The sequence below is a fragment of the Microbacterium sp. RU1D genome (assembly GCF_900156435.1).
Taxonomy (GTDB): Bacteria; Actinomycetota; Actinomycetes; order Actinomycetales; family Microbacteriaceae; genus Microbacterium.
Window position 1 is genome coordinate 289157 of sequence record NZ_FTPQ01000002.1, and the last position, 19883, is coordinate 309039.

At 68.4% G+C, this 19883-nt stretch carries 22 protein-coding genes; 5 read left to right on the plus strand and 17 right to left on the minus strand.

Annotated features, from left to right (window positions below; all coding sequences use genetic code 11):
- The first annotated feature begins 109 nt into the window (after positions 1-109).
- From B0B15_RS16645 to B0B15_RS10090, 5 genes are all read left to right on the plus strand, one after another.
- Positions 110-1813 (plus strand): serine/threonine-protein kinase, encoded by a 1704-nt coding sequence (locus B0B15_RS16645; RefSeq protein ID WP_076675688.1) that lies wholly within the window; start codon positions 110-112, stop codon positions 1811-1813.
- An 84-nt stretch (positions 1814-1897) separates the two neighbouring features.
- Positions 1898-2041, plus strand: a complete 144-nt coding sequence (locus tag B0B15_RS16505) for a hypothetical protein (RefSeq protein WP_176776616.1) — start codon at positions 1898-1900, stop codon at positions 2039-2041.
- Between the two features lie 134 nt (positions 2042-2175).
- Positions 2176-3228, plus strand: a complete 1053-nt coding sequence (locus B0B15_RS10080) for a hypothetical protein (protein WP_076675690.1) — start codon at positions 2176-2178, stop codon at positions 3226-3228.
- Between the two features lie 333 nt (positions 3229-3561).
- Positions 3562-4266: a tyrosine-type recombinase/integrase gene (locus tag B0B15_RS10085; RefSeq protein ID WP_176776617.1), complete on the plus strand. Its 705-nt coding sequence runs from the start codon at positions 3562-3564 to the stop codon at positions 4264-4266.
- Entirely contained in the window at positions 4263-4466 is a 204-nt protein-coding gene (locus B0B15_RS10090) for a hypothetical protein (RefSeq protein ID WP_076675692.1), read from the plus strand. The genes B0B15_RS10085 and B0B15_RS10090 overlap by 4 nt, the downstream gene beginning before the upstream one ends.
- Positions 4467-4488: 22 nt before the next feature.
- Here the strand turns inward: B0B15_RS10090 and B0B15_RS10095 are convergent, their stop codons facing one another.
- From B0B15_RS10095 to B0B15_RS10175, 17 genes are all read right to left on the minus strand, one after another.
- Positions 4489-4872, minus strand: coding sequence for a hypothetical protein (locus tag B0B15_RS10095; protein ID WP_143016353.1), 384 nt, complete (start codon positions 4870-4872; stop codon positions 4489-4491).
- Complete coding sequence (locus B0B15_RS10100; protein WP_076675696.1) at positions 4869-5579, minus strand: hypothetical protein; 711 nt, start codon at positions 5577-5579, stop codon at positions 4869-4871. The genes B0B15_RS10095 and B0B15_RS10100 overlap by 4 nt, the downstream gene beginning before the upstream one ends.
- Positions 5580-5588: 9 nt before the next feature.
- On the minus strand, positions 5589-7973 hold the full coding sequence (locus tag B0B15_RS10105) for a hypothetical protein (protein ID WP_076675698.1): 2385 nt from the start codon (positions 7971-7973) through the stop codon (positions 5589-5591).
- Complete coding sequence (locus B0B15_RS10110; protein WP_076675700.1) at positions 7966-8340, minus strand: hypothetical protein; 375 nt, start codon at positions 8338-8340, stop codon at positions 7966-7968. Before B0B15_RS10110 ends, B0B15_RS10105 begins: the two co-directional genes overlap by 8 nt.
- Position 8341: 1 nt before the next feature.
- The gene (locus B0B15_RS10115; RefSeq protein WP_076675702.1) at positions 8342-9556 is read right to left on the minus strand and encodes a hypothetical protein; all 1215 of its coding nucleotides are present in this window, start codon (positions 9554-9556) and stop codon (positions 8342-8344) included.
- Complete coding sequence (locus B0B15_RS10120; RefSeq protein ID WP_143016354.1) at positions 9553-9903, minus strand: hypothetical protein; 351 nt, start codon at positions 9901-9903, stop codon at positions 9553-9555. The genes B0B15_RS10115 and B0B15_RS10120 overlap by 4 nt, the downstream gene beginning before the upstream one ends.
- Positions 9894-11543, minus strand: a complete 1650-nt coding sequence (locus tag B0B15_RS10125) for a hypothetical protein (RefSeq protein ID WP_143016355.1) — start codon at positions 11541-11543, stop codon at positions 9894-9896. Before B0B15_RS10125 ends, B0B15_RS10120 begins: the two co-directional genes overlap by 10 nt.
- Positions 11492-11980, minus strand: coding sequence for a hypothetical protein (locus B0B15_RS10130; RefSeq protein ID WP_076675708.1), 489 nt, complete (start codon positions 11978-11980; stop codon positions 11492-11494). Before B0B15_RS10130 ends, B0B15_RS10125 begins: the two co-directional genes overlap by 52 nt.
- A gap of 1 nt (position 11981) precedes the next feature.
- Complete coding sequence (locus tag B0B15_RS10135) at positions 11982-12389, minus strand: hypothetical protein (protein WP_076675710.1); 408 nt, start codon at positions 12387-12389, stop codon at positions 11982-11984.
- 3 nt (positions 12390-12392) lie between these two features.
- A complete protein-coding gene (locus tag B0B15_RS10140; protein ID WP_143016356.1) occupies positions 12393-12701 on the minus strand; it encodes a hypothetical protein in 309 nt (102 codons plus the stop codon).
- Positions 12702-12756: 55 nt separating this feature from the next.
- The gene (locus B0B15_RS10145) at positions 12757-13101 is read right to left on the minus strand and encodes a hypothetical protein (protein WP_076675714.1); all 345 of its coding nucleotides are present in this window, start codon (positions 13099-13101) and stop codon (positions 12757-12759) included.
- A gap of 18 nt (positions 13102-13119) precedes the next feature.
- The gene (locus B0B15_RS10150; protein WP_076675716.1) at positions 13120-14883 is read right to left on the minus strand and encodes a hypothetical protein; all 1764 of its coding nucleotides are present in this window, start codon (positions 14881-14883) and stop codon (positions 13120-13122) included.
- A 3-nt stretch (positions 14884-14886) separates the two neighbouring features.
- Positions 14887-15960, minus strand: a complete 1074-nt coding sequence (locus B0B15_RS10155; protein ID WP_076675718.1) for a hypothetical protein — start codon at positions 15958-15960, stop codon at positions 14887-14889.
- A 24-nt stretch (positions 15961-15984) separates the two neighbouring features.
- The gene (locus B0B15_RS10160; RefSeq protein ID WP_076675720.1) at positions 15985-16188 is read right to left on the minus strand and encodes a hypothetical protein; all 204 of its coding nucleotides are present in this window, start codon (positions 16186-16188) and stop codon (positions 15985-15987) included.
- 12 nt (positions 16189-16200) lie between these two features.
- Complete coding sequence (locus B0B15_RS10165; RefSeq protein ID WP_076675722.1) at positions 16201-17820, minus strand: hypothetical protein; 1620 nt, start codon at positions 17818-17820, stop codon at positions 16201-16203.
- 79 nt (positions 17821-17899) lie between these two features.
- Positions 17900-18241, minus strand: a complete 342-nt coding sequence (locus B0B15_RS10170; protein WP_076675724.1) for a hypothetical protein — start codon at positions 18239-18241, stop codon at positions 17900-17902.
- A 259-nt stretch (positions 18242-18500) separates the two neighbouring features.
- Complete coding sequence (locus B0B15_RS10175) at positions 18501-19799, minus strand: DNA primase family protein (RefSeq protein ID WP_076675726.1); 1299 nt, start codon at positions 19797-19799, stop codon at positions 18501-18503.
- Positions 19800-19883: the final 84 nt, after the last annotated feature.

Consider the following 19883-nt stretch of genomic DNA (forward strand, 5'->3'; position numbering starts at 1 on the left):
TCGCTACCCCCGCCGCCCGTGCACGGGTGCGCCGTAACGTTCCGCGTGGCGGGTGTCGCCCGACTCCCGTTCGCCGCTCGCCCTCGCGGCACTCCCTGTGAAGGATCCGATGAGCCACGCTCCCGATCTGTCGATGCCCCACGCCGGCGACATCCTCGGCGGGCGTTACGTGCTGGTGGAGCGCATCGGCGCCGGCGGCATGGGTCGTGTTTTCCGCGCGCGCGACGAAGTGCTGCGGCGCGACGTGGCGATCAAGATCTTCTTCACCGACCGCAGCGACGAGGCCGAGTCGCTGCGACGGATGGCGGAGGCGCGCGCTCTGGCCGCCCTGGCCCACCCGTCGCTCGTCACGCTGTACGACGCGCGGCTCGACACCGACGATCACGTCTACCTCGTGATGGAGCTCATCGACGGCCCCTCCCTGCAGCGGCGCATCGAGCAGGGCGCGCTGGCGACCTCCGAGGTCGCCGCCATCATGGCCGACCTCGCCGCCGCCCTCGCCGTCGTGCACGGGGCCGGCATCGTTCACCGCGACATCAAGCCCTCGAACGTCTTGCTGCGGCCGGTGCGCGGGACCGAGCGGGGATTCGAGGCGGTTCTGGCCGACTTCGGCGTCGCCCACCTCGTGGATGCCACGCGTCTGACGACGCCCGGCACCGTGATCGGCACGGCCGCCTATCTCGCGCCCGAGCAGGTGCGGGGCGAGCCGCCGCAGCCGGCATCGGACGTCTATGCGCTCGGGCTCCTGGCGATCGAGGCCCTGACCCGACTGCACCCGTTCGGCGGCGGCTCGGTGCAGGAGACCCTCCTCGCCCGGCTCGCCCGTCAGCCCGACGTCCCCTCGACCCTCGGCTACGAGTGGAGATCGCTTCTTTCCGCGATGACGGCGCACGAGCCGTCGGCCCGGCCGAGCGCTTCCGAGGTCGCCGAGCGGGCCGCGGCCCTCGCGACGGGTGGCGAACCGCTCGCCGCCGATACCGGACCGCTGACGGTCGCGGACAGCACCGGATGGGCCGACCTCGGCCTCGAGGGCCTCGGAGCGGATGCCGATGCCCCGACCGCCCGGATGGACGCGCCCGGGCCGGTGGTCCCCGTCGGCGTGCCGACGGCGCCGGTGGCGGCGGCCGCCGCATCCGGTGGCACGGAGGTCACGTCAGCACAACGCGCTCCCCTCGCGACATCACCCTCTCGGACACCCGACGCCGCAACGCTCGCCACGGTCGAGGCCGGAGAGGCCTTGCCTGCGGCCTCGGCGCTGGACACGACGCTCCTCGCCGCCGACGCGGCGGCACGGACGACCGCACGGCGTCCTCCGAATCCGCGTCGACGCCGACGGGCGTGGGCGGGGGTCGGGACGGCCGCGGCCGTCGTCGTCGCCGGGCACCTCGTGGCCTTCTCGTTCGCGGGAGCGGGCGGCACCCCGTCGACCGGGGGCGCCCCCTCCCCGACGCCGTCGCTGATGGCGGAGACCACGGTGCCGTCTCCCGCGGCGACCGTTCCAGACGCCGTCGTCGAACCGGTCGCCGACACGAGCACCGGCGACGTCTCGGACGACCAGGCCCCGACTGAGCCGTCGCCCGTGGAGCAGCCCCCCGTCGAGATCGTGCCGCTCGAGCCCGCGCCCGCCGACCCGCCGGCGTCCGTCCCGGAGTCCGGGCCGCACACCGGTCCGGGAGCGGATGCCGGCGGCGGGCCCGGATCGGGCCGCGGCAACGCGAACGGCGGGGACAACGCCAACGGCAATGCGAGCGGCAACGGCAACGGCAAGGCGAACGGCGCGAGCACCGGGAACGGCGGCCCCGGTGCGCGCTGACACGACGGGCGCGTGAGGCGGGTCGCAGACCCGGCGGGTGTCAACGGTCGTGACCAGAACCGGTGAGCCTGGTCCGCTGCTCGTATGAGTGATTCCGACCGCCTCCCCGTGCCCGACCCCGCCGCGCAGAAGACCGACCGCGACGACACCTCGATCGTCCCCGACATGGAGGCCGATCCGGTTGAGGAGGAGGCCCGCCGCACGGAGGGGCTGGACGACCCGGCCTGACCGGGGCGTCATCGACCGCGGGGCCCGCAAGCCTTTCGCGACGCCGGGTCCTCGCGTGCTCGCACCCGGGACGGGGCGATCGCAACCCCTCGCGCCACTGCGTGACGCGCGCTTGACTGAACGGCGGGGGGAACATGACGCCGAAGAGAGCCGCGATCGTCGTCGCGCTGGCCGCAATACCCGTGCTGGTGACATCCGTCGTCTTCCTCCCCGCCGGTGGCGTCGTGAGTCTGCTGGCGGCCGTGGGCCTCGCCCTCAGCCTCGCGGGCATCGGCCTCGCGCTGCTCTGGGCGACTCGCTCGTCGTGGGCGCCCGAGCCCGCCCCCGCGGCGCGCACCTTCGATCGCGCGGCGGCGCAACGTCGAACTCGGCGGGGGCTGCAGGTGGAGGGGTGGATCGGCGTCATCGGGGGTCTCGGCCTCCTGGCGCTCGTCCTCGGGCTCGACGACGACGAGCGCAGCGCCGTGCGCTTCGGCGCCCTCGCGGTGGGCCTGCTGATCCTCGGTGCGGTGAGCATCGTGGTGGCCCGTGCCACCGGACGCGCGAAAGGGGAACAGGATGCCGTCTCCGACGACGAGCCCGTCCCCTCGGGGTGGATCCTCGTGTCGCGGCGCGACCGCGGCTCGCTGCTCGTCTTCGCGCTCCCGGGACTGTTCGCCGTGCTGTGGGGCGCGTGGCAGTTCGTGCCGTTTTTCCTGCTGTCTCTGCGGGAGGGACCGACGCTCCTGGCGGCGACGCTGGGGCTCGCCGGGGTCGCCGTCGTGGGGGCCGGCGCGGTGTGGGCGGTGCGTTTGATCCCCGACGTATGGGTGGATGCGCACGCCGCCCGCGTGCGGGTCGGTGCGCACACGGCGTCGGCCGGCGCCCTCACGGCGGCGCGGGTCAGCGCGACCGCGATGATGACGGGCGGCTCGAGGTCGCTGTTCCTCATCCTGGAGGGACCGGGGAAGCTGCGCGTCCCCCTGCTGCTGCGCCGACGCGGCGAGCTGGCGATGACCCCTGCGCAGCGACGGGCCGCCGTCGCGCTGGTGGAGGCTGCGGCGATCGAGCTGCCCCGGGCGAAGGAGGATCCGCGCGGGAAGTTCTCGCGCACGCTCTACCCGACGCACCTCGACGCGGCGCAGGCGCGCGAGATCGTGGCGCGCCCGCCGCGATCGGACCAAGACCTGCCGGTCACCGTGGGATGAGACGACGAAGGCCCGACGCGGACGTCGGGCCTTCTGTGGCTCCCCGGCTTGGACTCGAACCAAGAACCTATCGGTTTGCAGCCCATCGTGGTCCTCAAACGCCGCGCGGCCTAGGCCGTTCTGGCGCTGAGTATTAGCCGAGAAGTAACCGGAGTATCGAACATGCGTTCTACGGTAAACGTCCCCGCAGGGTTGCGGGTCGTATCGGGGGGAACGATGATTCCGGGGAATCAGGAGCTGGTCACGGCGTTCGAGCGGTGGCTCTTAGGGACGGACCGCATGGACGGGACGATTGCCCTGCGCATGCGACACGTCGTGGACCTCGCGTGCCGCGTGGAGCTGACCACCGCGACGGAAGACGAGCTGCACGACATCTTGGCCGACCGCCGCGGCCTCGCCGCCGAGACCCGAAAATCGATGCTGGCGTCTTGGCGGGTCTACTTCGGATGGGCGCTTCGCCGCGGCCACCGCCGCGACGACCCGACCGTCGAGATGAAGTCCATTCGCGTGCCCGTCCGTGTTCCGCGGGTGGCGGCAGACGGTGACATCGAGCTTGCTCTGTCACGCGCTAGTGACCTACATCGGGCCATGGTGATGCTCCCCCGGTATGCCGGCCTCCGCCTGGAGGAAATTGCCCGCTCGCACAGTGACCACCGCGATGGGGACATGCTCCGCGTTCTCGGCAAGGGCAACAAGGAGCGCGTCGTCGGGCTGAACGAGCCGCTTCTCGCTGCTCTGCGCACCCTGGAGCGCGACCACAGCGGCTACTACTTCCCGGGCCTCCGCGGCGAGCACATGCACAAGATGAGCGTCAACAAGATCATCACGCGCATCACCGGCTGGAACCCGCACAGCCTCCGTCACGCATGCGCTACACAGGCCTATCGGGAGACTGGAGACCTGCGTGCGGTGCAGGACATGTTGGGCCACGCTTCGCTAGCCACGACGCAGCGCTACCTGCACCTGGACGCCGATATCCGCCGCCGCGTAGCCGCAGCGACCATCATTAGGCGAGAGCGGTCTAAGCTCGCGGCGTGACACACGCCCAGAAGCTTCGCATCATGGCGACGACGCTCACCGCCATCATCTTCGCCATCGTCCTGTGGATCGTCGTGCAGCTCGCAATAGGCGCGAACGCCACAGCGGCCAAGGAGGAGCGCGACGACTGGTGCTTGGCGAACGGCGTCAGCACTTTCGAGTGCGACGCGACATACGAGTCCCGGGAGGGTGTCCGGTAATCGCCTGACACCCTCCCGTCGCTCAGTCCTTCGGAGGGAGCTGACGCAGGAGTTCCGCCTTCTCGGCGTGGAGGCGCTGGTTGTCCTCCTGGAGCTTGGAGAGGGTGCCGTTGGTCTGCTTCTGCACGGTGCCGACCTGGGCGGACACCTTGTTCACTCCGTAGACGATGGTGAGCACGGTGACCATGAAGCCGAGGAACTGGAGTGCCTGGGCGGTGTAGGTCGCGGAGGCGTCCGGGCGGATGATGTGGATGAGGATGGCCCCGCCCAGCCCGACGAGCAGGAGGGCACCGACGACGACGAGCACGACGGTGCTGGATACGGCGGGGCGGTCGGCGGGGTGGTTCTGCTGGTCGGTCATGGCGTCCTTTTCTGCGCGGCGTGCGCGGCGGGTGGTGAGGCTCACGGGATGACCGTGATTTCGGTCATGCCGTCGAGGACCTGCGGGGCCTGGTTGAGGGCTTCGCGGAGTCCGAGGTTGCGGCGGAAGATGAGCTGGTCACCGTTCCAGAGGCGGGCCTTGGTGTTGGCGTCGAGGTTGACGGCCCAGTAGACCTGGTTGTCGGTGCCGTCCATCGCGGGGACGCTGACGGTGATGCTCTTGTCAGGGTTCTCCTTGTCGGTGATGCGGAGGGCGTCCACGAACGCCTGTCGGATCTCTTCGGGTGATGCCATGTCCAGCCATTCCTTTGCTTCGGTGATGGCCTCCCCGGTGGGGAGGTTGTGGTCGTACCGGTGGTTGTCGCGCCACCAGAAGTACTCGAGGTGCCAGCGCTCCTTCAGCTCGCCATCGCGGTAGACGGTCCAGTACCATCCGTGGTCGTTCCAGATGGCGATTTGCCAGGCAAGGGTGTCGTCGGTGTCCACGGCGTAGCCGACGCAGTGGATGGACTGGTCTGCAGGGAGGGCAATGGGTGCCCACGGCCCGCCGCGGAGGTAGGCGAGGTAGCGGGCGTAGTTGGCGTTGGCTTGCTCGGGTGAGCGCCAGGCCTCGTTGATGTCGGCGGCGCGCCCGAAGGCGGAGTCCACGCGGCGGAGCGAGGCGGCGGGGTCGGGGGCGAGTCTGCCGCGACCGTGGCCGATGTCTACGGCGTCGGCGTATGCGAGGACCATGGCTGTCTCCTACTTCTCGACCCGGACGCGCATGCCGATGGTGCCGAGGCTCTTGGCGCTGCCGGTGTTGTTGGTGAGGACGACGGTGACCTTGCCGCTGGCGGACACGTAGGCGCTCGGGGTGACGCCGCTGAGCGCGCTCGTGGGCGCGGCGGTGGCGTAGTCCCCGAGAGACGCTCCGGCCAGGTCGATGGTGAGCGAGGTGGCGGCACCGTTGGCGAGGGTGGGGACGTCCCAGTTGGCGGAGCCGCGGAGGGTGACGCTCCCACCACGGAGGCGCACAACGGAACTGACAGCCCCGTCGCCCGACTGCGCAGCCATGGAATCGGACGTGTCGAGAGCGCCGCATCCGTCCGTGCGGAAGGTGGTGGCGGGCATGGGGTTGGCGATGCGCAGGATGCTCGGCACCGACCACGCCCCGACGCGGCATTTCAGGTTCTCCACAACGAGGACGGGGATGTCTCCGCCCTTGATGCGGATGTTGTAGGCCTGGTTGGGAGAGTCCGCGATGTCGTTCAGACCGCCGCGGATGATGACCTCTTTCATGCCGGTCGGCCCGCCCTCGAAGCTTGCGTAGGCGTCGTTGGTACCGCGGACGGTGACGTTGTTGGCTTCGATGCGTCCGGTTCGGAAGCGCAGTCCGGCTTGCTTGTTCGGCGCGAGTGCTCCGGTGAGGTTGGGGACGCGCCGGAACGTGATGTCCAGGTTGGTCATGACGTGGCGGGCGTAGCCCTTGCTCTCGTCGGTGCTGCCGTCCTCGACGGCCTCCACACCGAATTGCAGGATGCGCCGCATAACGATGTCGCGCATGTGCGTGATGGCACGGAGCGCCGGGAACGGCGATGCGAAGTAGGTGGAGATGTCGCGGATGCCGACCACCACGTCTTCGATGACACCGTTTTCGATGACGGTGGCGAAGCTGCGGTTCTGGATGCCGGTGGGCCGCGCCTGGGAGCGCCCGCCCGACATCGATCCCGAGACGTAGAAGTCGTGGAATCGGATGTACATGGACCCGCCGTGGGTGTCCATGGCCGCGTCGGTGCAGTTGTAGAACGTGCCGGTTACGTCGATCTTCGCGGCGACGCCCGCGACGGCGTACCGATACTCCACCGCTTCGTCCGACTGTTGCGACGGCGCGATGGAAGTGGCGTTGATGTTGGTGGAGAAGCCGTGCCGGCCGTTGTGGAAGTCGAGCGAGATCGACCAGTAGCAGGTGGCGGCGTAGGCCTCGAAACCGTACCCCCACGCCGCGCGAATGTCTTCGGCGTAGCCGGGAAGCTTGTCGATCTTGATGCGGGCTCGACCGGCCACACAGGAGTACGCCCGCACGCCCTGCCGCCACGACGACGCAACGTGCACGTCGATGTCGGCTCCGGCGATGGTGGTCAGTTCCATCGCGGGGGCGCGCGAGGCCCCCGGCTGGTCGGAGTCCACGTCATCGGAGGCAACGAACGTCACGCCAAGCACACGGAACGGAATGTCGCGGTACTTGTGGACGCGAACGTTGGTCTTCAGGCCCTCGGGGTACATCATGAGCGCGACAGCCACGACCTTGGAGGTCACGGTCCCTCGCTGCACGCCGCCCTGCATGAGCGGTTCGCCGTCGAGGAAGACGCCCTTGACGTTGTTGAGCATGAGGAGCCGGTTGGTGGCCACCGTCTCGCCGTACTCCTTGCGGTTGGACGCGACGTAGGCCGTCGCGCCCGAGGTCGCGCCGGTCACCACGTCATCGGCGGCCACGGAGCCTCCGGTGAGAGCGGCGCGCATGGCAATACCCGCGACCTGAGACGGCTCGGATACCCAAGTGCTCTTGCCGGTGCCGAGGTAGTCGCCCGCGTAGGCGTCGTCGGAAGTGGTCTTCAGCCAATCGCCCTGATTGGGGGTGAGGTTGCGGAGCACGCTGTCCGCCACGGTCAGGGTGTTGTAGGCCTGCCACTTGGCGTCTTCACCCGACTCAGAGAAGCCGCCCCCTTCGAGGATGAGGGAGCCGATGCCGTTGACGACCTGCCCGCGGGGACCGCCCAGGAGGGTGTGTTTTGCGCGGATGGGGATGGTGCCGGGGGCGTGGACCCATTCGGCACCGTCCCCGATGATGTTGACGGGGACGTTGGTCAGGTCGAGGGAGCCGCGGATGCGACCTTCGATCTTGACGGCCTTGTTGTTCGCCGCGGCCCACTCCGCCATGGCTTGCAGGGGCGCGGTGTCATCGGCCTGGCCGTCGTTGACAGCATTGAAGTCGCGCGGGGTGACGTAGTCCTGCCGTCGCATGGCGACTTTGTCGGGGGCGAGTCGTCCGTCGAGGTCACCATTGAGGACGCCGAAGGCGGTGAGGAACTTGGCGGCCCAGCCGGTGTCCGATCGGTCACCGACTTTGGGGAGGTCGAGCTTAGGCATGTCCGGTTCCGCCTTCCGCGGTCGTGGTGTTGGTGGCGGCGATGCCCGCGCGCTGTTCGAGGGCGTAGAGCCGGGAGAAGACTTCGGTGAGCTGGGCTTGCAGGTTCGCGTTGGTCAGTCGAACGTCTTCGGTGAGGGCGAGGTGTCCAATGTCGGTGATGTCCACGCGCGCTACGAGGTGGGCGCGGGCGGGATCCCAGTAGATGCCGATGACGTGGGACTCTTCGCTGACGTTGCGCACGGCTTTGCGGCGCTCCGCGGCGATGTAGTCACGGGTGCGGTTGATCTCCTGGTATCCCGCGCGGCGGTCGTCGCTGGAGAGGACCACGTCCATTCCGGCGGCTTGTGCGGCGTCTCCGATTGCCATGTCAGGCCTCCTCTTCGGTCCAGGACGCCCCGACTGGGGAGTCCGACCATGCTTGACCCGCGGGCAGGAACAGCCAGGCCGTGGCGCGGGTGTCGATGGTGCGGGTGGTGACGGTCATTTCGTCGCGGTCTAGGTCGAACTCGACGCGTCCGGTCTTGCCGGTTTGGGTGGGCATGCCGTCCAGGGTGAGGACGACGGGCATTTCGGCGTGGGCGCGCCAGTCCGCGACGGTGGACGCCGTGCCCTCACGTCCGCGTCGCTGCGCGCGGCGGACGGCGTAGGAGCTGAAGCCGCGTCCCGGGTATGGGGTGTCCTTTTCGAAGGTGCGGGCGCGGCGGTAGGGGGTCTTCATGGCGAAGGCGTCGGTGCGGGTCTGCTCTACGCCGTCGCGGTCTTTCCAGGTGTAGACGGTGACCGCGGCGTCGAACCAGTCGTCGTCGGCCCGGTTGATCTTCTCCGAGCCGGTGAGTGCGTTGCGGCCTTGCTCGATGGGCAGCGAGCCGCCCGTGACGTATGAGCCGTCGCGGAGGGTCCACCCGCGCAGCTCGTCGCATACGAGCCGGAGGCCACCGGCTTGTACGAGGGGGCGGAGGAAGTCCATGGCGGATTGGCCGGGTTGGATGACGAGGGCTTCGAGGTCGTAGTCCGTGTCGGTGAAGCTCCAGTCGGCGTCCGTGATGTTGGTGAGAGCGGCTCCCGGGATGACGAGGTTGAGGACGTAGTTGCAGATTGCGCGGACGCTGTGGCGCAGGTCCAGGGGCCGGCGGTCTTCGGTGAAGGCCTTCCAGTCGTCCAGGAGGGCTTCGTCGCTGGCGAGGCGGAGCGTCACGGTGCCATCAGCGTGGTCGGCGTCACGCTCGCGGAGCGCGAGGTTGAAACGGCGAACGTGCGTATAGGTGTCGGTGGTGACGTTGGCGGTGAAGATGACGCGGACGTTCGTGCGGGGGTCGATGTTGGCCAGGGCTGCCTCATCGGTCTGCCATTGGCGGATGACGTTCTTGCCGCCGAAGGTGCCGTCACCGTAGGTGTCTTCTCCGAGGCCGGGGGCGAAGGGGTCGTCCCACAGAGAGTCCGCCCACTGGCCGGGGAACGCGAGATGCAGCTCGCCTTCGACGTGGGGCGAACGAGAGTCGTCCAAGCTGAGCGAGCCGCCCGTGACCAGGAGGGGCTGTCCATCGTCGAGCGCGGCGGTGTAGATGTGCTGGGAGGTGGTCACGACACCTCCTCGAATTGCACGGTGAGGCACCACCGGCCAGACCCGTCGAGCGGGTAGCTGAGACCGGCGACGATGAACTCCATTTCGATGGAGGTCCGCTCAGGGTGCAGGAGCGTCCACACCGTTGGCGTCGAGAGCGTGCGGCGTGCGGTGGCGGCTTCGGCCTCGCTCGTGAAGTCGAGGGTGAAGCTACCCTCGCGCGCCCCGAGGGGACGGAGGGTGATCTCCGGGTCTTGGCGGCTCAGGACTCGGTGCGTGAGGGGGCCGTCCTCCTGATCCGCGGTGTAGTCCGACAGGCCGATTGACGGCAGGACCGAGAGGGGGCCGTTGGTGATGTTCACTGCCATGCGGCACCGACCTTTCGTCCTTCGACATTGACGGTGACGGTTCGACCGTTGAGCTGGTCCACGGTGCGCCGTGCGGACGACGTGTCGGCATCGATGGTGATGGTTCGGCGAGTGGGCAGCGCGTCCAGCTCGGAGCGGTCTACCTTGACCTTGACGACCACCTCGCGCTGGCGGGTCAGCTCCTTCATGGCGGCTTCGGCGGGTGCGCCGTCCACCTTCGGCGTGACCTTGGCGGCGGGGTTGAAGCTGTCATCGAATGCGACGGTCGCTTCCGATCCGGCTTCGCCGCCGCCGCCGTCACCGAGGGCGGCGCGGATGCGGGCCTTGCCCTCGTCGCCCGCGGAGGCGTAAGACGCAGCGATGGTGGCACGGGCGTCTTCCGGGAGGGACAGGAGGTTGGACCATTCGTCGGGGGTAAGCTGCATGGCTTGAAGGTTGGCGCGGTAGGCGTCGGCCTGGGCGCGGGTCTCTTCGACGTAGGTCAGCCACCGGTCCAAGTCGAACGCGGCATCGTCGGCGGTGGCCTTCTCGTAGGCCTTGTCGCGCATCGAGTCATATGCGCCCGCGGCGGACTGACGGACGCTCTCCGTCGCGGCGTTGACGCGCTCCGCCTGATCCTCCGCAGCATCCGCCTGGGCCTGAGCCGCGGCGACGCCTGTCTCCGAGACCGTTCGGTTCAGCTCGTCGGCCATCTCAGTGGCCTTGATGACCTGTTCCAGCTCGTTCTTGTAGCCGTTGAGCGACTGGTACTGCTCATCCCACACGGGCGTCCAGTCGGACATGGCGTCCAACTCTTCGTTGACGCGGGCAAGCATCTCCCGGGCCTGGTCGAGGTCACCGCCGCCGAGTGCGTCGATGAGCTGCGAGACAGGTCGGTTGACGGCGGAGGCGCTGCCCTTCAGGTCGTCCAGGACCGTTCCGAAGTCGGCCCACTGGTCGATCATCGACTGGAGCGCGCCGTTGGCCTTCGACTCTTTGCTCAGAGTCTCGAAGAGCTGGTCCACCTTGTCTTGGAGGGGCAGCTCTCCCCCGTTTTCGTAGAGCTGGGCGGCCAGCTCGGCGGCGGCCTCGCGGGCGTCGTTGAGCTTGTCCTGGGCGGCTTCGGCGTTGGCGAGGGCGGTGCCGAGGACGGCGGCGAGGGCGATGCCCGCTGCGGCTCCGACCGGCCCGAAGCCGGAGAGGGCGTTGGCCAGGGTCTCCTGGACAAAGTCGGCCACGTCCTCGAAGCCACCGCCGAAGGATGCCGCGGCCTCGCGGCCCGATGAGTTCGCTTCGTCCTTGGCTTCGGTGAAGCCTTCCTTGACCTTCCGGGTGCTGTCGGCGGACTCTTCCTTGACCTTGCGGTAGGCACCCTTCCAGCTCCGCTCGATGGCGTCGGCGGTCTCGCGGGTCTCGTCTTTCAGCTTCTCCGTCTGGCGCTGAGCGTCCTTCAGCTCCGCTTCGAGCTGGCGGGGTCCCTTGGCGTCCGCGAGGTCTTCGAGGGCCTTCTCAGCGTCCTTCAGCGGCTCGATGACGCCGGAAGACATGCCCTTCTCGAAGGCTCCGGTGTCCGCGCCGATGGGGATTTCGATGGCTTTGCGTGCCATGGTCAGGCCCTCTCGATCTTCTCGGCGGTGGTGCGGTAGGCGGTCTGCACCCACAGGGATGCGATGCGGGCAATGACGGCCTTGGCGGCGGGGTAGACGGTGTTTCCCGCGCGGCGACGGGGGCCGAACGCGGTTCCCGCGCGGCGGGTGTAGCGGGTGCCCTTGCGGCTGGTGGTCTCGATGGGAGCGGCGGAACGCATTCCGAACTCCGTGGCGGTGATGATGTCGCCCACGGGGGTCCCAGAGGACAGGGCGCCAGCGGCTCCGGCTTTGAGGGTGACGTTGCGGGCGGTGACGCTGACGGTGCCGGAGCTGGCCACAGCTCCCTGGAGCTTGGTCTCGACGTTCTGGTTCAACTCGTCACGCCACATCTCCGTGGCCGGCCCTTTCGTGCGGGTGCTGATCTCGCGCTTCACGTCGGACGGGAGGCCCCGCATGACCGTGGCGAGCACGGCCAGCGGGGACCCGTCGATGAGGAGCGAGATGCGCACGTTAGGCGGCGGCAGCGTCGATGACCGGCTGACCGTTGCACTGGAGCGTGACGGTGCTCTTGGCCAGCGCGCCACCGGCTCCGCCGATCATGCCGGGGACGATGACGACCTTGACGGTGAAGCTCTTGCCTCCGTTGTTGGGGGTGTACTTGACGGTCTTGACCTGACCCGCCCACGCGATGAGCTGGAGCGAGAGGGACTTGGCGGTCGTCAGGTCCTGGAGGTTGCTGAGCGCGAGCGCCCAGACCGGCACGCCCGCGACGTGGACGGTCTCGCCGCTCACGAGGGTGACGGGGGTGACAGGGGTCGTGGGGGTGAGGGTGCAGGAATCGACGGCGGACGTGTAGTCGTCCGCCTCGAATGCAACCTTGCCCGCGGGGAAGAATGCGACGGTGGCGATATCGGCCATGACTTACTCCTGGTGTGCGTTGACGGGAATCTGAATGACGACGAGCCACCCGAGGTAGTCGCCGTACTTTTTCTTGTCGGCTCCGGCCCACGCCACGAGGGGCGAGGCGTCGAGAGCGCGGACGAATGGGCGGATGGCTTCGTCCAAGGCGTCTTCCGCCTTGGCGTAGTCGGTGTGATCGGACAGGAGCACCACATCGAAGCTGTCGATCATGGCTCCCGCGGGCATCCCCTCGTGGGTGATGCTCGTGAAGCTGATGAAGACGGATGGGGCGCTCAGGGTGCCGATGCTCTCGACGGTCTGGGCGGTCACGCGACCACGCCAGGTTTCGGGGAGCATCGGCGTGATGAGGTCAGCCGCGCGCTGCCTAGCCGACATCGGGCTTGCCGTCCTCGGGGCGGATGATGGTGCGCACGGTCTTGTCCATGGGGCGGGGAGTGAAGACGTACTCGCCTTCACCGACCGTGCCCGCGCTCGTGACCTGACCCGCGGCCCAGAGGGTGCGGGCCTGCATGAGCTGGGCGAGGACATAGCGCGAGGGGTACTCGTCGTCGCTGGGAAGCTCGGGAGCGTAGGCGATGACCTGGGCCTTGGCGGTGTCGAGGATCATGTCGAGAACTTCGAGGTTCTCGATGGGCGCGTCTTTCCACGCTGCCCGAAGCCGCTGCACGGTGGCAGGGTCCTCCGCGTCCACGACGTACCAGGTGTACATGGCCTACACTCCCGGGTCTCAGGCGGGGGTGCCGACGAACGCGAAGGACTCCTCGCGGACGTTCATGGTTTCGAGGTAGCCGACGTTGGCGCGGTCCACTCCGCCGCGGGCGATGTCGATGGCGTCGAAGGAGATGGGCGTGGTGCCGTGCTCGCGGAACTCGATGCCACCCTTGGCTCCCGCGATGGTCTGCGGGTCGGTGGCCTTGGTGCCGGGGAAGAACGCCTGGGGGGCCTTCTTGACGATGACCTTGCCGCTGCCCGCGGTGATGCTGGCCTCTCCGGTGCCGACGCCGACCGACAGCTCCACGTACTCGGGGAGCAGGTCCTTGGGCGTGTAGATGAGCTGCTTCCAGGACGTGGGGTTGACGACGGCGAACGTGGGGGTGTCGTCGGCGTCGGTGACCACCTCGATGGCCTGGATGAGCTGCACCGCGGCCGGGTAGTAGGCGAGGTTGGCCGGAGTGCCGGCGGGCAGGGAGTCGGGCGCGATGCGGCGCGACAGGGCGGCACCCGCGCCGCGGGAGGCGATGGCGAACAGGTCGCGGAGGGCGTCCTGGTCGGTGACGCGGGCGTAGCTGTCGGCCACGAGCTTGAACAGCTCCTCGAGCACGTCGGCTCCGCCTTCGAGGTCGAACCACTCGCGGGCGATGTCGGCGGCCCAGCCGTACTTGCGCAGGGACGACTTGCGGGTGTCGGTGCTCGCGCCACCTGTGGGCATGTCGGCCTTGTTGCCCTGCCAGGTCTGCACGAGCTCGCCGTCCGCGGTCATCGTGTAGCCCTTGCGCCCACCGAGCTGGATGCCGCCGAAGACGTGCGTTCCGAGGTCGATGTACTTGCGCTGGTAGCGGCGACCCTGCCAGAGCTTGCCGACCCACGCGGGCTGGAGCACGCCGGAGTCGGCGGTCGTGAGGCCACCGGGCGCGTTGTAGGTGATGTCGGCCAGCGCGGCGAGGAGCGTGACGGCATCCTCGACGGCACCGGGTTCGCGGTTCTTGATGGCCGCGATGGAGGCGAAGACGGTGCCGAGGTCGATGTCTTCGGCCTTCATCTTGCCGTCCTTGGCCCGCGGCGCGGAGCCGAGGAAGGTGGCCGGGACGGTGATCAGAGTCGGCTCGGGGGTGGCGGTGGCGTTCAACGTGGTCTCCTTGTCGGGTTCGTTCTCGGTGTCGGTGTCGGTGTCCTCCGGGGCGTCGGAGTCGTCGAGCTTGGTGAGCTTGGTCGTGGTGGTGGTCTCTTCGATGCGCTGCCACTTGACGCCGCTGTCGTCGGTGAACTGCGTGACGTAGCGGCTGTCGCGGGAGGCGTTCGGGTCTTCCCACTCCGAGGACGAGGGAGTGTCTTCGGCAGCGAGGAGCGTTGCGCCCTCGAAGGCGGGACGCTCCACCTGGGCGGCGGCGAAGAGGACACCACCGGGAAGTGCTTTGCCTGCGCGAATGCGGACGTTGGCGACTTCGGCGGAGAGGTGCTTGCGCTTACCGCTCTTGCCGTCCGCGTAGGCCTGGCGTCCTGCCGGGGTGTCGGCGTACTTGAACGTCGCGAAGGTGCCTTCCGGCTGTTCCCAGGCGTTGGTGAAGCCGCCGATGACGTTCTCCCGCTTGTGCTCCTCGTTGAGGGACATGCCGGTGAAGTCGGTGGGGATCACCACGTCACCCTGGGCGAAGGTGAACATGCCGAGGTTGGAGCGACACTGCACCCCGTACGGGATGAGCAGGCCGGTGGCGGTCATGTCCGCGTCGGAGAACTCCAGGGTTCCGGCGTCGATGATGACGGGTTCGATCATGGGTCAGTCCTCGCTGGTCTGGGGTGTGGTCGGCTGGGGAACGGAGAGATAGCGGGAGGCGTCCACGCGGATGGACTCGCCGGAGGGGCACACGTCGTCCAGCGAAAGGCGGTCTTCAATGGCGGAGGCGTACTTGTCCAGGCCGAAATCCCACAGCTCGTTGCGGTCGGCTCCGTCTTTGACGCCGGAGTACTTGATGTCGGTGCCGCCACCTTGGCGGGAGCCTTCGAGCAGTGAGGCGGGGATTCCCGCGTGGTTCGCGATGTCGAGTCGGACGCCATTGCGTGCGGACTCGAAGAGGTCGGTCTCGACACCGCCGGAGTAGTTCGGCTTGGCGTACTCGGGGCGGAGGGAAACTGCGCCGTTCTTGGCCTGGCGGTTCTTGATGTAGGTGCGGCGGAAGGTCTCGCGCTCCTCCTTGCCCCAGGCGTTCCAGTACTCCTTGGACAGCTCGATGTCCGTAGCGGGGATGGGGTTTTCCACGCGGTCCACGTAGGCGGCTTCGATGGCGCGCGCGCCGTGCATCGAGGTGCGGGCGTCCACGAGCATTCCGGAGGAGCCGTAGCCCAGGGGGATGGCGACGATGCGGTGCGTGTAGCGGGCGGGGACGAGACCCGCCTTTTGGTCGTTGACCCTGACGGAGCCGTCTTCGGCCACTTCCCACCACCCGTACGGGAGATGGAGCGCGTCCGTGATGGTCTGGCCGTCGAGCTGGAAGCCGATGGCGGCCCAGCCGTTCATGAACAGGTCGGAGGCGACGCCCCAGCGGAGGGCGCGCGGTCCGACGCCGCTGCGGGAGTTGACAAGCCATCTCGGTTGTGCGGCGACTTCGGCGTCACCGTTGTACTGTCGCCACGGGGTGCGGGCGAGGATCGAGCAGATGATGTCGTGGGAGCGCTTGACGGCGGGGATGCGGAGCGCGGTCTCGCGGGTGAGCGCGACGGTCTCTTCGTGCTCGGGGTAGAGGTCATCGACCAGGATTTTCTCCAGGGAGTCCTGGGATGCGAACGGGGTCACGAGCGGCAGTGCCGCCCGTGACCCGTACGTCTTCTCGATGTTCCGCCCGAAGATGCCCACATCTCAGAGCGTCGTGGCCGTCTTCTAAATCGGACGAACGCCTTGGGTGGCGGCGTAGGCGTGCGCGGCCCTCTTGGCTTGGTGCTGGCCGGGGTGGACGCGTTGCTCGTGGTCCACTGCGCACACCCATCCCTCTTCGACGTCGAAGCGGAACGCGGACCAGTGGGGGCATTCGTCGCAGACGATGACGACGCCGGTCACCTTGGACTTGTCGAGGCGGAGGGTCATGGTGGAGTCTCCTCAGAAGCTGTCGTCGGGCGACTGGATGGCGGGCATGTCTTCGAGCCAGTGCAGCGCGAGCGCGGCGGCTTCGAGGGGGGTCACGTCGAAATCGGGGTCATCCTTCGGCGCGCCGAAGCGCCACGTCCCGTAGTTGCCAAAAGACTGACGGGTGGCGCGGGCGGCGGCAGCGTCCAGCTTCTCGTGACCGAAGACGACGACGGTGCCGGTGGTGATGGCCTTGAACAATGCGACCGCGGAGCGCGGAATGTCGGCGGCGACGCTGCCGCGCAGGAGCGGGACGGGGTTGGCGAGGATGACTTCCTTCTCCACCACGTCCTCCGTGTAGCCGCGCTTGTCGTAGCCGAGGACGAGACCGGGACGCTTGCGGAGCTTGTCGATTACTTCGCGGGCCAGGCCAGGTGTCCCCTCCTGCCAGTGCCAGAGGGCGATGGCTCGGCGGCGTGGGCGCTCGCGGCCCCCGTCCAACTCGTAGGCCTCGTCCACGAGGTCCGTCGTCGGCTCCTCGTACTCCCAGGCGACGGCGAGGGAGGCGGTGAGTCCGAGGTGGTGGACCTTCAGGGCAACGCTGAGGTGCCGCGGCAGCTCAGCGGGGAAGCCGTGCTGCGCGCGGCGAGCGGCCCAGAGGGCGGGAGGGATGAGCGTGTCAGCCGCGCCCTCAAAACCGAACTGTCCGCCGTACTCGATGAGGAAGTCGTCGAGCTTGACCTTGTGGAAGGAGCGCTTGACGGCTTCGACGGGGGTGGTGAAGCTGACGCCCGTGTGTGTGTTCTCGATCCATTCGCGCATGCGACCGCCCGTGGCCCCGGTGAGGGGGTGGGGCATGTCCGGCTCCCACGACACGAGCTGCTCGCGCTCGGTGGTCTCGGGGATGCCGTGCCAAAGGACGTTGGCGTCGGGGTCGTGAAGCGAGCGCCAGAGGAGGTTGCCTGTGCGCCACTTGGCGCCGGTCCCGGCGAGTACGAATTGCGCGCCCTCCTTGGTGTCCATGGTCGGGATGACGGCGCGCTCCACGTCCTCGCCTTGCTCGATGTCGGCCTCCGCCGCTTCATCGCCAAAGGCGAAGTCGAATCCGCCGGAGCGGAAGCCCTCGCCGTTGGGGGTGTAGACGTTGAGGAAGGATCCGGTGTCGCGGAACTCCAGGTGCTCGGTGCCCTTGCCGACGTTGATCTTGATGGGGCTGACGCGCTCGTCGGGGTATACGCGGCGCAGGTGCGCCACGATGTCCTTGCGGAACCGCTCCCCCGCCTTGGCTCCGGTGGTGAACATGGTCCACCCGACCTGGTAGTCCTCGCGGTGGTAGCACCGTCCGAGCATGACGGCCTGGACGGCGGTCGTCTTGGTGGAGCGTCGGGCCTCGTCGATGGCGTTCATGAACACGCCCGCGGCGAGGAGGTCGGCCACCATGAGCTGCGCGGGCGACGGCCCCATGCCCCCGTCCCCCGCGCGCGACCGCTTGTCGAGGCGGAGCAGCCGCGCCCCTTCGATGAATTCGCCGCGTGATTGCTCGGTGGTGACGAGGGTGGGCGAGCTGATGAGGTGCAGCGGGTCGAGGCGGGAGCGCCATTCGAGCCAGTTGGCTTCGGACCACAGATCGGTGAGGAGCGGAGTGCGGGTCATGGTGTCTCCCAGGTCAGGGGGGGAAAGTGCTGTTGGAGCCGTAGGCGGGGGTGCGACCGCGCGACCAAAAAAACGCGGGTCACCACGGCGCGAGGCCGGATCGGTCGGGGCCGGATCGGCCGGCAGCTCGTGTCGGACGGTGCGGGCGAGGGCGGCGCGCGCGGTCGCGAGTGTTGGTGATAGCCGCGCCCCTCCGTCCCCCCTCGCTGCGGTTGCAGGGCACGCACTCGGGAGCGAGGTTGCTGCGCGAGTGTCCGCCGTTCGGGTCGAGGTGACCCACGTCGAAGCGCTGGCCCGGTTCGATGGGGCAGCCTCGTCGCCAGCAGCGGACCTCGTTGCCGTAGGCCCAGTCGCGTCGGACCTGCGCGCGCACGATGCGGGCGTTGGCCAGGAACTCGGGGTCGGTGTGCTTGTCACTCATGGGTGGTCCACCCGGTCCAGGTCCATGCGCACTCCTTCTCTCTTCTCTTTCCTGTGTGTGTATGGGTAAGGAGATAGGTGGACCGCCTGGACCACCCCTTGTCCTGACTGGCATTCCGCCTGGACCACCTGCCTGGACCGGCTGGACCGCGGGGCTGGACCACCCCGGGATTCCTCCCGGAGGGTCGGTTTTTCTGGGGTGCGGGGTGCGGTGGTCCGGGCGTGCGGTCCACCCGTCACGCCGTGCGCCTGGCCCATGGTCATGCGTCCTGGAGGCGCAGCATGACGCTGATGCCGACGTAATGCCACGTGCGTGCGGTGCCGACGCGGGGGCGGGTGCGGGTAATGCCGAGCTGCTTCAGGCGGAGGCCGAAGGGACCGGAAGCCATGGGTGAGTAGCCGTTGCGTCGGCACCACCCGGCGTAGACGCGGTACACGTCGGCGCAGGGTGCGTCCTGGTCTGGCCCCTGGAAGACGTTCTCGTCTTCATCCAGCCACAGCATGAAGGGGTCGGCGGCGTCGTGCATGCGCTCGGTGGCCTCTTCGGCGGCGGCGGGTGGTGCGAACTTGCCGCGGTTCATGAGGCGGCGCAGGCCGTCCATGGCGAGGTTGAAGACGCCGGAGATGTCGTCCAAGAGGAGCTGCTCATCGAAGGCCTGGCCGGTGTCCACCCGCTGCTTGAAGTCGATGACGAGCCAGCGCCGTCGCCAGCCAACCGAGTTGTCCGAGGTGCGGAAGTGCTCGTTGTTGGCGAACAGGGGCACGGCGTAGGGCACGAACTCGAAGGAGTGCCCGAACTTGCGGGAGGCGTTGATGGAGTCCCCGCCCGTGATCTCTTTGAGGATCTGAGGGTCCGACAGGAACTTGCTCGATAGGTCGCCAGAGATGTTGGCCACCATGCCGTAGAGCGAGGCAGTGGCGAAGCGGTCGTCCACGAGCTGGTGCATGGACACGGAGGAGTAGTTGCCGCGCCCGAGCATGGCCCGCAGGAGGCGGAGGAGCGTGCCTTTTCCGTTTCCGCCCTCGCCGTGCAGGACGATGGCCTTCTGGAACGGGTTGCCGGTCATGAGCATGTAGCCGAGGACCTCCCAGACGTGGCGTTGCAGCTCGGGATCGTCGGGGAAGACCTGATCCAGCCACGCCATGAACGAGTGCGGGACGGCTCCGCGGTCGTGCTCGATGGGGAGCTTGGTGGTTGCTCCGAGGCCGGGTGAGTGCTCTTGGAGGGTGTCGTCGGCCCACCAGTAGATGCCGTTCTCCAGGACGATGTAGTCGAGGTATCCGCGGGGCAGCTCGGGGAGGCCGATGGTGGGCAGGTCGATGTTGAGCAGGTGGGCCATGGTCTGTCCGCACACGCTCGCGGAGTAGCGTGCGCCGAGGGCTTTTGCGGTGCGCTTGGTGACGACATCGGAGTCCCGGACGTAGATGCCGTTGCGGTACTCGTACATGTCGCCGTCGAGGCCGCGGCCTAGGGCTGTCGGCGTGAACGCCACGTGATCCGCGATCAGCGTGGCGTCCAGGCGATTGGTGTCCGGGTCGATGAACTGGCTGACGCTCACTTGCGCGTCCTACGTTCGCGCCGACGTGGCGCGGTCCAGACGATGGCCAAGTATGCCCAGAGCATTCCCGCGATTGGCAGACCA